This window comes from Fluctibacter halophilus (genome assembly GCF_020687825.1).
GTDB classification, from domain to species: Bacteria; Pseudomonadota; Gammaproteobacteria; order Enterobacterales; family Alteromonadaceae; genus Fluctibacter; species Fluctibacter halophilus.
The window spans coordinates 1,154,655-1,167,602 of the sequence record NZ_JAJEWP010000001.1 but is presented as its reverse complement, the minus strand read 5'-3'; the positions used below and the strand labels follow the sequence as shown (position 1 = coordinate 1,167,602).

At 51.1% G+C, this 12,948-nt stretch carries 8 protein-coding genes; all 8 read right to left on the bottom strand.

All coding sequences use genetic code 11. The features are described 5' to 3' along the window. Positions 1 to 96: 96 nt before the first annotated feature. Positions 97 to 2,412, bottom strand: coding sequence for an efflux RND transporter permease subunit (locus tag LJ739_RS05400; RefSeq protein WP_229157797.1), 2,316 nt, complete (start codon positions 2,410 to 2,412; stop codon positions 97 to 99). Then, positions 2,409 to 3,431, bottom strand: a complete 1,023-nt coding sequence (locus LJ739_RS05395; RefSeq protein ID WP_229157795.1) for a WD40/YVTN/BNR-like repeat-containing protein — start codon at positions 3,429 to 3,431, stop codon at positions 2,409 to 2,411. Before LJ739_RS05395 ends, LJ739_RS05400 begins: the two co-directional genes overlap by 4 nt. 62 nt (positions 3,432 to 3,493) lie before the next feature. Further along, the gene (locus tag LJ739_RS05390; protein WP_229157793.1) at positions 3,494 to 4,861 is read right to left on the bottom strand and encodes a DUF1329 domain-containing protein; all 1,368 of its coding nucleotides are present in this window, start codon (positions 4,859 to 4,861) and stop codon (positions 3,494 to 3,496) included. Between the two features lie 11 nt (positions 4,862 to 4,872). Then, positions 4,873 to 6,954, bottom strand: a complete 2,082-nt coding sequence (locus LJ739_RS05385) for a DUF1302 domain-containing protein (protein ID WP_229157792.1) — start codon at positions 6,952 to 6,954, stop codon at positions 4,873 to 4,875. 172 nt (positions 6,955 to 7,126) lie between these two features. Then, the gene (locus LJ739_RS05380; protein WP_229157791.1) at positions 7,127 to 7,366 is read right to left on the bottom strand and encodes a DUF2835 family protein; all 240 of its coding nucleotides are present in this window, start codon (positions 7,364 to 7,366) and stop codon (positions 7,127 to 7,129) included. Positions 7,367 to 7,376: 10 nt separating this feature from the next. Continuing rightward, positions 7,377 to 9,974, bottom strand: a complete 2,598-nt coding sequence (gene pepN / locus LJ739_RS05375) for an aminopeptidase N (RefSeq protein ID WP_229157790.1) — start codon at positions 9,972 to 9,974, stop codon at positions 7,377 to 7,379. 106 nt (positions 9,975 to 10,080) lie between these two features. Next, positions 10,081 to 11,544 (bottom strand): Na+/H+ antiporter NhaC, encoded by a 1,464-nt coding sequence (gene nhaC, locus LJ739_RS05370; RefSeq protein ID WP_229157789.1) that lies wholly within the window; start codon positions 11,542 to 11,544, stop codon positions 10,081 to 10,083. Positions 11,545 to 11,561: 17 nt separating this feature from the next. Further along, on the bottom strand, positions 11,562 to 12,896 hold the full coding sequence (locus tag LJ739_RS05365; protein ID WP_229157788.1) for a sodium-dependent transporter: 1,335 nt from the start codon (positions 12,894 to 12,896) through the stop codon (positions 11,562 to 11,564). Positions 12,897 to 12,948: the final 52 nt, after the last annotated feature.

Genomic DNA, 12,948 nt, shown 5'->3' with positions numbered 1-12,948 from the left:
GATTTTAACACGTCAGATAACTATGCATTAAAGAGAAATAAAAAGGGGCCAAATTGGCCCCTTTTGCGTTGAACACGGTAATAACTATGCAAAAAATTATTTTTGCTTGTACCAGAAAAGTGATGCCAAAGCCGGCAAAACAATGGTTGCACCGAGCATATTAACCACAAACATGAAGGTCAGCAGAATCCCCATATCCATCTGGAACTTGAGGGAGGAGAAGACCCAGGTACTGACGCCAACGGCCAGAGTGATACCGGTAAACAGCACCGCACTGCCCCGCTCTTTCAACGCTTCGAAATACGCCTGGCGACAAGGCATGCCTTCTTTGAGCTTAACGCTCATGGTCGACAGTATATAAATACCGTAGTCGACACCGATCCCCACCCCAAGCGCAATCACAGGTAACGTGGATACGGTAAGGCCGATTTCCAGGTAGGTCATCAGTGCCTGAGCCAAAATTGATACCACGTACAGCGGTATAACCACTGACAATGTCGCTCTGACGGAACGGAAGCTGAGCAGACACAATAAAATGACGGCGCCAAACACATACATCATCATGGGGGTTTGGGCATTGGACACGGCCTCATTCTGCGCCGCCATGACACCCACAGGGCCTGACGCCAGCTTGAACTTCAGCTCGTCGGTCTCATACTCCTGGCGGAACTCTTTGACCGCATTGACCACCCGATCGATGGTTTCCGCTTTGTGGTCCGCCATAAACATGATCACCGGCATCACCGAACAGTCACCGTTTAACAGACCCGACGACGTTGGGATCCGTGATATGGCTTGTACCATGGTTTGCTGATTACGCGGCAACACCCGCCATTTAGGGTTGCCCTCGTTGTAACCCGCGTTTACCACCTTGGACACCGATGCCAGTGACACTGCCGATTGCACCCCTTCAATGTTTTCCATTTTCCACTGGAAGGTATCAATGGCGTTCATCACGTCATAGGACGTACAGGACTCAGGCGGCGCTTCTACCAATACCGACATGTAGTCCACGCTGATGGTGTACTTGTCAGTGATCAGGAAGGTGTCCTGATTGTAGCGTGAATCCGAGTGCAATGCTGGCGCGCCGGCATGCAAATCACCGATCTTCATTTGCTTCGATTGCTGCCAGCCAAACAAGAACAATACTGCCGTCACGGCAAGAATGACATAAGCAACACGGGCATTGGAGCAATGTGAAATGGTATCCCAGAACTTGTCAGCACGGTGCTCCTTCCCGGCGAACCGTGCTTTATAGCGGTCGCTGAAACGGGCATAGCTCATTAACACCGGCAACAGCAACAGGTTGGTAAGGATGATTACCGCGACACCCAAACTGGCCGTGATCGCCAGTTCTCGAATAATACCGATATCAATCACCAGCAAGGTCATAAAGCCGACGGTGTCGGACAATAACGCCACCCCACCGGGGATCAATAAGGTACGAAACGCCAATTGCGCTGCAACTTTGGCGTCTGCGCCATCCACAACCCGTTTACCGACCGCATTGATCATCTGCACGCCGTGGCTGACGCCGATGGCAAACACCAGGAACGGCACCAGAATAGACATTGGGTCGAGGCCAAAACCGAGCAAGGTTAACAATCCCATTTGCCAAACCACCGCGATCACTGAACACAGTAGCGGCAGGAAGGTTAACATCACTGATTTTGAAAAGAAGAACACCATGACAGCGGTGATGGCGATGGCGATTGCAAAGAACAACACAACGTCTTTGGCACCATCGGCGACATCGCCAATCATTTTGGCAAAGCCGATAATGTGAATACTGATCTGATCAGACTCAAACTTGTCGCGTAGCTGGATTTCAAGCTGGTCTGCAAACGCCAGGGTATCCAGTTTTTCGCCAGTGTCAGGGTCAAGCTCCAATAGCTGAGCAGTGACCATCGCACACTGAAAATCATTTGACACCAAGCGTCCCACAATACCGGCCTTGTCGATATTGCGCGATACCAACTCCAACGCTTCCTGGCGTGATGAATTGAAGTCCGCTGGGATGACAGGTCCGCCAGCGAAGCCCCCTTCAACAATTTCGGTAAACCGCGTCGAAGAACTGAACAGAGATTTCACCAAAGCACGGTCTACACCGTTGATGAAAAACAACTGGTCATGCACATTCTTCAGGGTATCGAAAAAGTTCTGATTAAAAATATTGCCATTGCGATCGCACACCGACACCAGAATACTGTTTGCTCCACCGAAGTCCTTGCGGTGCTTCATGTAGTTGACCATGTATTGGTGTTCTAACGGGATGTTTTTGGTGAAACCTGCATCCAGTTTCAGTTGCGAGGATTGATAAGCCAGAAACACGGTGGCAATTAAAAATGCCACGATGACCCACAGTCGATGACGGAATACGGCCTTTTCACAAAAGTCGATCAAACTGTTCATAGTTGCTCACGTACCTTTTTGCAGGTTGAAGAGTTAGCATCCAGAGGCAGGGTCTGAACACCGCCAGCGGTGACTGTAATTAAATGGCCTTTGAACACCGTTGCATTGACCACGGCATCATTGTCAGCCAACTGCACCTGCTCCTGAGCTGTCGGTGTAACACAAACCAATGTTCCGTTGTTGCCAACCACCAGTGCTTCGTTGAGCGCGCTATCGGTCACGATACTGTTCAGTGACGCCTGTGAGCCGGACGGTACCCGTTGCCACTGCTCGGAGGCTTCATCAAGACGAAACAGCGTACCTCTGAGGCCAGCGGCCAGAACGCCCGCTGCGGTGCGTCGAATATCGAAAAACGAACCGTAGTAATCCAGCTCCATCCGTTGCCAATTACTCCCCTGATCATCACTGTAGGCCAATAAGCCCATTTCACCGGCCAGCCACAAACGATCACCGTCGCGACTGACACGGTTTAGGTGAGGAAGAATGGACGACAATTCTTGCTGATAAAAGTCTTCACTTTCCTGGCGGATATCATTCAGGTAGGCCTGGTCGTCTTCACTGAGAAATTCGGCATGACGCTCCGATTGCCAGTTAGCACCGCCATCGCGAGTACGAAAAAACGTACCATAGGCACCAATTGCGATACCGTGTTGGGTGTCAAAAAACAGCACATCCAGTAATGGCTTTTCCAGTTCCGGATCGAAATACTGACGTTGCCACTGTGTGTCGCCAGCGACTTTATGCAGGATAACGGCATCATGACCGACGACCCAAGCGTGCTCATCGACCATAGCAACGGCAGTTAATGTGGAAACGGTTGGCACAGAAGACTGCTGCCATTGGATGCCATCTTCACTGCTCAGAATATGTCCTCGTTCACCGACAATGATCGATTGCACAGTGTTGTGGGCGATATCCAATAGCAGGGAATCAGTGACAAGCGGGGCCTGATAGGCTTGTTCAGCATGACTGCTGACGGTCAGCGCTAAAGCGCAGGCGGGTAAGAATTGTTTCAGCATCTCACTCACTGTTTCGTAGGTTACAAATGAAAACGGTTGGCATCGCCAACCGTTTTTCAGGATCAGCGAATACCTTCGCGCCTTAGCGCCTGAGGTGTAAATTCACGATCATCTGGTGTTACGGTGAAATCGTAGACACGATCTTCATTATCCAGTCCCAGCGCCAGGTAACGACGCGAGTTCAGATCATGGTATACGTCTAGCGTAGACCATTGGGTGGGAACTTCGTAATAATTTACACCGTATGCGACACCAACACGATACAATTCGCCGCGGTTGTCGTACATGTCAGCGACTTGTACCTGCCAGCTATCCTCGTCGATGTAGAAAACGCGCTTCTGGTAGACGTGACGGTATTCTGGCTTCAGGTTCGCTTCCACCACCCATACACGGTGCTTTTCCCAACGGGTCAGCTCAGGGTTGATATGACCAGGCTTCAGAATGTCGCCGTAATTGGCGTTGTTGCTGTGCAACTTATAATTGTTGTACGCAACATACATTTCTTTTTTACCTTTCAACTCCCAGGTGTAACGGTCTGGTGCACCGTTGAACATGTCGAAATCGTCAGTGGTACGCAGGCCATCTGACGCAGTACCGGGTGCGTCATAGGCAATGTTGGGTGCACGACGTACACGACGTTGACCGGTGTTGTAGGTCCAGGCTTGGCGAGGTTCACGCACCTGGTCCATGGTTTCGTGTACCAACAATGCGGTACCTGCCAAACGGGCTGGCGATGTGATCTTCTGCTTAAACTTCATCAGAATATTTTCTTCCAGCAGCGCTTCAGCAGTCGCATCCTTGTCTGAATACTTCACCAACAAGATTTCATCGAAGCCAATCACGTTAAAATCGCCGGAAGCGGTAACAGCAGCCTGACCACCGTTACGGGTAACCGCATGTCCGCGGTAGCGCAGAATGTGGTTCCAAATTGCTTCAACACCATTTTGTGGGATTGGGAATGGCACACCGACGGCAGCATTTTTAATCCCGTTACCGCCCTGCACTAGCTCAGCAGTGGTGGCATTCTTTTTGGTTGCTTCGTACACAAACTCAGGGTTCGAAGCCGAACGACGGGTTTGGTAAACCGGCATGGTGAACGTGTCCGGATAGGTTTCGAACATTTTCTTCTGACCATCACTCAGGTAATCAGCATACTCTTTGTAGTTTGCTGCTGTGATGGTGAACAATACTTTGTCATCGGCATAAGGGTCAGGGTGGAAATCCCCAACAGAATAACCTGCAGGCGCAGAGGTGATACCTCCGGTCCATGCGGGAATACTGCCATCAGCATTACCGGCTTTTTCACCCCCCAGCGGAGTTAGTTCACTTCCCAGTTTGGCGGCTTCTGCTTCAGACACCTTCGCTTGAAGGGTCGCGGCGCTCATTGCTAACGCAAGCGCAGAGGTCGCCAGGACAAATTTCTTCATCATAATGCTGCTCTCTAGATTGAATATTTAAAGTCTAAGGCGATGTAATCACGGTCGGCAAGACTGTTCGTCGTGCCAACACCACCCCAGTAACTGTTGTAAGAAACCGTCGCTGACATCTTGCTCAGATAGTCAAACGTTAAGCCCAGGCTACTGGACTTACGGCCTTCAACGAACAGGAACATTGGGTCTGGTGTAATACCGTCTACATCGTGTGCGAATGTGGCACGTGCACGCAAATTGATACCCGAGAACACGTTGTTAAAGTCGGCCACTGCGGCCAGACGGTAACCCCAGGCGTTATCGGTTGGGAACGGGTTGGTTTCAGGACCATCGGACAAACCAATGTGCAGGCCTTCACGGGTAGAGATGATGTTACCCTGGTCGTCGCGCAGCGGCTCCAATGACGGCGTACGGTTGGTACCCGGGCCATTCAGACGCAGCACACTCGGATCAGGCATATCGCGAATATCTACATAACCGATCTCACCGACCATGATCAGGTTATCCGTCCCCCATGTGGGCCCGAATACGTGGGTCGCTGTGATCTGGGCCTGCACGGTGTCAGAAGTTACCCACCCCTGTGCAGTCTCTCCACCGCCTACGGCACGGTCGATATTGTTGAGCTGGGAAATGCCGGCAAGGTCAGGACGCAAACCTGCGTTGGCTAACTGCTCTGGCATGCCCATGTACAGCAGTTCAACATCGTCAATCTGCAGCGGCTCATCTGCGCGGTAAGCGATTTCACCAGCCAATGCCGTTTCACCGATATTGGTGTTGAAGCTGAATCCGTATAACTTGATGTCTTCAGGATAGAAGAATTCCGCCTTGGTAAACGCACGCAAATCGGTCACGTTATCGCGTGTAATGGTGTTTTGCGCCATGTAGGTCAGATCAGCGATCAGCGCACCTTGTGAGAAGTCCGATGTCACACCGGAAATCAACGGTCGCTGGCTATGATAGTTGATCAGGTACAGACCAAACTCGGTTTCATTTAGTTCTGACGAGAAATACGACGCTTTGATACCGTACTGGCCACTGTCAGATGCGTCGTTGTGTGCATCGTCACTGTAACCACGGATAGCCACCTTCGTTGGATACGTCAGGTAGGCGCTGAACAGGTCGGTATTGGTCGGATCTGCAGCAAAGGCATTACCCAACTGATTCAGGCTGTTCAGCAGGTATTCAAGATTAATATCCGGGTTACCGGTAAAACCTAATTGAATGTTCTGGGCCTGACCGCCCTCACCGGCGAAGTCATTGGTGGCAAAATAGCTACCAGCCTGCGGCAGACGACTGCGTTCCCATTCATACTGGTAGTACGCAGAAATGCTCAGATTGTCGGTCAAACCGGCAGAAGCAAACACCATCCCAACCGGAATGAACACTTCTTTGAGCTCTGCACCGGGTGCCAAGGCACGGGTAACATCAACCGGGTTGATGGTGTTAATACCGTGCTGGATGAATGTGCTTTCACCCCAACTTACCACCTGGTCACCAATACGCAGTTGTACAGGAACATCGCCTACATAGAAGTCGGCATAGAAGAATGCGTCCAGCAAACGAATATCCTGACACAGCTCGTCACTGGCTTCACTGGCTTTACAAGGATCTTGCTCACGTCCCGTCAAGGGGTTAGTCCAGTCACGGGCCTGATCATTCATTTCGAAATCGTAGAAATACATCCCACGCAGGAACACACCCATGTTGTCATGGCGAATATCCAGTTCATGGATGCCTTTCAGGATGGTTGAGATCGCTTCACCTTTATTAAAGTTCAGGTTACCCAAATCACCGTTGGTCGAATAAGAACCGGTACCACGGGTGTTGTCCCAGACAAAGTTTGAATTGTAATTCGGGTTGGTGGTGCTGTAACCAGACCAGTCCAGCGACGTTAAGTTCGCTTTACCGATCAGGTTGTCATCCCGTTCTTCCATGCGGAAACTGGTGCCCCATGAAAATGTGGAATCAAAACTGACAGACCAATCACCGTCATTCCATGAAACGGCTTGAGCTGGCGTGGCTGCTACAGCAAGTAAGCTGGCAACACCGAGCGCGAGAGGGGTTTTCTTGAACATCCGGGGTCCACACTTCATATTTTTATTCTCCTCTGTCACCAGAGCCTAAGCTCAAGGCGACCCGATAGACCAATACGCAAATATTTCACAAAATCATTACATCATTTTCATGGGATAGCAAGAAGAAATCGTACCAGTTGAAACCCTCGCAATCCTTTTCTTTTTCAATAGGTTGAATTTTATTCAACCGCTATTGCTGACCGGTTACAGGACTGATTTTGTTAAAACTTTTGACTTTGTTGTTGTCATCAACAACCAGTTTGAACCGCCCTTTGAGGCCCATACTGTCGATGAACGGACGCAGATTGCGGGTGGGAAGTTGCACACGCTCTCCACTGTCAGCCGTCAATAGCACGGTGGGTGGACCACTGTCGTACAACATACGACAGCGGCTGTAAGGTAACTGAATTGAGAAATAGTAGACCTTCATGGCGGATCTGTCAGGGTTGAGATTGAATGCCTAACGCTTTGCTGACCTTTTCAAACACATCTCCGCTCAGGTTCGGTGTATCAAGCAGGCGATGCAATTGGGTTTCAATCAGAGATTTGCGCTCGCTGTCCAGGTGACGGAACTGGGTTAGCGGCGTGACCAGTCGTGCGGCGACCTGTGGATTAATCGGGTCAATGCGTTTGAGGTAATCGGTCAGGTAGCGATAACCGCTACCGTCCTTGGCATGAAAACCTTTGGGATTGTAAAACGCAAAGCTACCCAATAACGCCCGCACCCGGTTCGGGTTGTTAAGACTGAACTGTTTGTGACCTGACAATAAATCGAGGCGTGATAAACAATCCTTTCGGGGTGCACTGGCGTGCAAACCAAACCACTTGTCGAGAACCAGCGGATCGTCCTGCCAGCGTTGTTCAAACGCAACCATCAGTTGATCGAATGTTTGCTCATTGCCTTCCTGTGCGGCTCTTAACGCACCAAGGCAATCGGTCATATTGTCAGCATCATGATAATGAGACTTAAGCGCAGCCTGATGCTGGTCGAGTCGACCAAGGTACAGCCACAGAACGTTACGTAAACGTCGCTGTTCCACCTGGTTTTGCTGGTAGTCGTAGGCCTGTGCAGGTAGTTGCTGCACAACGGCCAACATGTCCTGTTCCAACGCTTCTGCCAACTGATTGAGCAATGCATTGCGTGCATCGAAAAGTGCGTCAACATCAATCTGCTCAGCTTGTTGAACCAGTGTCTCAAAGCTCGGCAGACACAACATCTCAGCAACCAGTGCCGGGCTATCCATTGCTTGGTTTAACAATGAACGCTGTAGCTCGACGATACCGGCAGTACTGATGGGCTCGGCAAACTCCCCTGCACTGCCGGCCTGGCAATGCAGGTAGTCACCGTAAAGGGTCTGCATGGCATCCCAACGACTGAACGGATCGTTGGCGTACATGACAATGTGTTGACGTGCACTGCTGTTTTGACCATCGTAAAGGCGTACGGGGGCCGAAAAATTACCTAACAGCGACATCACCGGCGCTTGATCGATATTGTCGAAGACAAACGTTTGTTGCGCTTGTGTCAGACTGAGTACGGTTTGCACCATCGTACCTTGATTACCCAGCAGCTCGGTGTTTACCGGGATCATGAGTGGTTGTTTTTCGGCTTGGTCGGCGGTTGCAGGCGTATGCTGTGTTAGGGTCAGCTTGAACTGGCGCGCTTGTTGGTCATATTCGCCACTTGCCCGGACCACAGGCGTACCCGACTGACTGTACCAACGTTTAAACAATGTCAGATCGTGTTGGTTGGCGTCCTGCATTGCCTGGACAAAATCATCACAGGTGACTGCCTGACCATCATGGCGCTCGAAGTACAGATCCATGCCGCGACGAAATCCTTGTACACCCAGTAAAGTGTGCAACATACGGATCACTTCGGCACCTTTGTCATACACGGTTACGGTGTAAAAATTATTCATTTCCATCACCACGTCCGGACGAATAGGGTGTGACATTGGCCCGGCGTCTTCAGCAAACTGATGCTCGCGCATCACGTTGACCTGATTGATTCGATTCACCAGAGGCGATGCCATATCGGCACTGAACTGCTGATCGCGAAACACCGTGAGCCCCTCTTTGAGACTCAGTTGGAACCAATCCCGACAGGTCACACGGTTACCGGTCCAGTTATGGAAATATTCGTGGGCAATGACCGATTCAATGTGGAAGTAATCATCATCTGTGGCACTTTGGCCGTCAGCAAGCACGTATTTGCTGTTGAAGACGTTGAGTCCTTTATTCTCCATTGCCCCCATGTTGAAAAAGTCCACCGCCACAATCATGTAGATATCCAGATCGTACTCAAGGCCGAAGGTCTGCTCATCCCACGCCATCGCCCGCTTAAGTGAATCCAGCGCATGATATCCGCGCTCACGCTTGCCTTTGTCGACATACAGTTCGAGAGCAACCTCTCGGCCGGATGCGGTGACAAAATTGTCGGACAACAAATCAAAGTCGCCCGCCACCAACGCAAACAGATAGCAAGGTTTCGGAAACGGATCGTGCCACGTCACAAAATGGCGCCCGTCGTCGAGTTCGCCCTTGGCGACGACGTTACCGTTGCTTAACAGGTACGGATAGGCGGATTTATTACCACGCACCGTGACGCGGTATTCCGCCATAATGTCGGGGCGGTCCAGGAAATAGGTGATTTTGCGAAAACCTTCGGCTTCGCACTGGGTGCAGTACGCATCTCCTGACTTGTACAAGCCTTCCAGTGAACTGTTATTCGCCGGATCGATCTGGGTCTCAATGGTCAACGTGAAGGCGTCGGGCAAACCATCAACCACCAGCGTCTGTTCTTTTTCGACATAGTTGGTCCAATCCGCACCGTTGACACGCACGGACAACAACTGCAAATCTACGCCATCAAGCACCAATGGTTGCTGATCTGCCGATTTCCGTTCCACCTGCGTAGTGCAGATGACACGGGTTTCGTGCGGATAAAGATCAATGTCCAGTTCTACGTGCTGTATGACGTAGGCCGGTGACTGGTAATCACTACGACGTTTAATGGCGTGACGGGCGTTTTGCATGGAACCTCGCATTCAATACTGACAGAACATCATGCCCCACCCTAACGGTGGAGCACAACGATACTAAGATTAGGACAGGCCTGACAGAAATTCAGGCCTGCTGCGATCAGGCGCTGGCGTTTTGTGCACCCGGCGGGGTGATACGCAGAATTTTAATGCCAACGAACGCATAGATGATCGCGAGCACAGGGTTAATCAGGTTGAAAAACGCATAAAAGATGTAATCTAACGGGTTGACCGCAAGAACACCGTGCATATACACACCGCAGGTATTCCAAGGGATGAGCGGTGATGTAAGGGTACCACCGTCTTCCAGCGAGCGTGACAGATTGAGCTGGTGCAGTCCGCGCTTTTCAAACTCTTCTTTGTACATACGACCAGGCATGACAATGGCCATGTACTGATCGGCGGTGATCAAATTGGTACCAATACAGGTCAGAATGGTACGTGTGATCATGTCCCCGGCAGATTTTGCTCCTTTGAGGAAAGCACTGACCACCCTTTTCAGCAATCCAACCCGCTCTAGCACTGCACCAAAGGTCATGGCACACATGATCAACCAGATGGTGTTGAGCATACTGGACATGCCGCCGCGACTCAGCAGACTGTTCAGGGTGTCACTGGGGGTTTCAAACACAACCCCGTCGAACAACGCCGTCCACACCACCATGATGGTGCCAATCGGAGCAGAAACGTCTGTACTGGCCATGGCGCTGATCACGTCGGGTTGAAAAAATGCCGCCCATACACCGCCTAACAGTGCACCGATGGCCACCGCTGGAAAAGCAGGAACTTTGCGAATTGCCAATGTCAGTAAAACCACCAGTGGCACCAACATGTGCCAGCCGAGGTTAAATTGTTCTGACAACAACGTTTGCATGGTTTCGATACGCTCGGCAGACACCTGGTGTTCGCCACCCATGCCAATCACGGTAAACAGGATCAGCGCGAGAATGATGCTCGGTACCGTCGTCCACAACATGTATTGAATATGCTCAAACAGATTGGTTCCCGCAATTGCCGGCGCCAGATTGGTCGTTTCGGACAAGGGCGATATTTTGTCGCCAAAATAGGCGCCGGAAATGACCGCGCCTGCGGTAATCGCTTCAGACATGCCCATACCGATGGCGATCCCCATCAACGCAACACCGACCGTTGCAGCTGTTGTCCAGGAACTGCCGATACTCATTGCGACAATGGCACAGATCAGGCAGGTGGCAGCGTAGAAAAATGACGGGTTGAGTAACTCAAGTCCGTAATAGATCAGGGTCGGAACGGTACCTGCCAACATCCAGGTACCAATGAGTGAGCCCACCGCCAACAGGATCAGAATGGCACCCAATGAGCGAGAAATACCTTTTACGATGCCCTGCTCTATATCGTCCCAACTGTAGCCGTTCTTGATCCCGATAATGGCAGCGATGCCCATGCCGACCAACAAGGCAATTTGATTAGGTCCATAAGAGGAACTGTCACCAAACAGATAAACGGATGCCGCCAGCAAAAACACCAACATCCCAATGGGAATGAGGGCGTCGCTTAATGAGGCTTCTTTGATGTGTTTTTCCATGTCGCTTCCCATGACTACTAAACGATAGAGCGATAAAACATAACGGCGATCACAACCGGGCACACAAAACGCACGTACCAGGGCCAAATCTTCCAGAACAGACGCTGTTCAATCTGTTCATCACCGTGTTTCAATTCTTCCAGAATGGCATCGCGGTGCCACACCCAGCCAACAAAAATACACAATGTAAGGCCCAGTAGCGGTTGGCTGTACTGTGTGGTTGCTGCGATTACCAGTCCGAACAGCGACTCCATGTTCAACGCAATGATACTACTGAACACAAAGATCATCAGTGCCAATCCCCACACCGCACGTTTGCGGCCAACGCCTTTGCTTTCCACAACGTAGGCGACCGGGACTTCAAGCATCGAAATAGAGGATGTCAGTGCGGCAATGACCATCAGAGCAAAAAACGCCAGCGCGACCAGCACACCGATCCCGCCCATGGTGTCGAACAATGCGGGTAATACGGTAAAGATGAGGGTGTCACCGCCAATCAGTTCACCGCTGTCAGAAAAGATTTCGACCCCGTTGTGCAGTGCGACATACATGGCCGGAATGATCAGCATACCGGCCAGAATGGCGACGCCAATATCCACCAACGCAACGGATGCCCCCAATGTGGGCAAACGTTCCTGTTTGCTGACATAAGAGCCATATACCAGCATTGTACCGACACCCAATGACATGGAGAAGAATGCCTGCCCCATTGCACTGATCAACAAATCAGGGTTCATGACGCGGGAGAAATCCGGTAATACGTATGCCTTCCAACCTTCCAACGCGCCGTCCAGGGTAGATACGTAGACGATAAGCGAAACGATGATGACGACCAGCGTGGGCATCAGTCGCACAGACCAGCGTTCGATACCATCGCTAACGCCGCCGGTAACAATACCCGCGGTTAATGCGATAAAGACACCACAAAACACAATGTCGCGAATGCCGGAACTGGTGACCAGCCACTGGGCAGCACCGTCAAGATTGAGCAGTAACGCGCCGGCCTGCAGAAAGTAGGACAGCATCCAGCCGGCAACCAGCGCATAGAACGCCAGAATAAGGGAAACAGTAACAAATCCCCACACCCCGGTAGCACGTCCCCAGCGGCTATTGGATATTTGCCCTAGGGCATCCACCATGTTGGAACGTGTTGCCCGACCTATGACCAGCTCAGCCATCAGTACCGGGTATGCCAACAGAAAAGCCAGAATAATGTAAACGAAAACAAAAGCGGCACCACCGTTACTGGCAACCTGGGTTGGAAATCCCCAAATGTTGCCCAAGCCTACCGCTGAACCGGCTGCTGCCAGTACAAAGCCCAACCGGGAAGAAAACTCTCCGCGTACACTCATTGTGTTTTACCTTTGTTATTATTGTTGTTGACCATGGCAAGGGTAACAGCCA

Bases quoted from the DNA above. Each gene is read 5' to 3' on its own strand.
- LJ739_RS05385 (WP_229157792.1), bottom strand. From the start codon at position 6,954: ATGAAGTGTGGACCCCGGATGTTCAAGAAAACCCCTCTCGCGCTCGGT.
- pepN (WP_229157790.1), bottom strand. From the start codon at position 9,974: ATGCAAAACGCCCGTCACGCCATTAAACGTCGTAGTGATTACCAGTCA.
- LJ739_RS05400 (WP_229157797.1), bottom strand. From the start codon at position 2,412: ATGAACAGTTTGATCGACTTTTGTGAAAAGGCCGTATTCCGTCATCGA.
- LJ739_RS05380 (WP_229157791.1), bottom strand. From the start codon at position 7,366: ATGAAGGTCTACTATTTCTCAATTCAGTTACCTTACAGCCGCTGTCGT.
- LJ739_RS05395 (WP_229157795.1), bottom strand. From the start codon at position 3,431: ATGCTGAAACAATTCTTACCCGCCTGCGCTTTAGCGCTGACCGTCAGC.
- nhaC (WP_229157789.1), bottom strand. From the start codon at position 11,544: ATGGAAAAACACATCAAAGAAGCCTCATTAAGCGACGCCCTCATTCCC.
- LJ739_RS05365 (WP_229157788.1), bottom strand. From the start codon at position 12,896: ATGAGTGTACGCGGAGAGTTTTCTTCCCGGTTGGGCTTTGTACTGGCA.
- LJ739_RS05390 (WP_229157793.1), bottom strand. From the start codon at position 4,861: ATGATGAAGAAATTTGTCCTGGCGACCTCTGCGCTTGCGTTAGCAATG.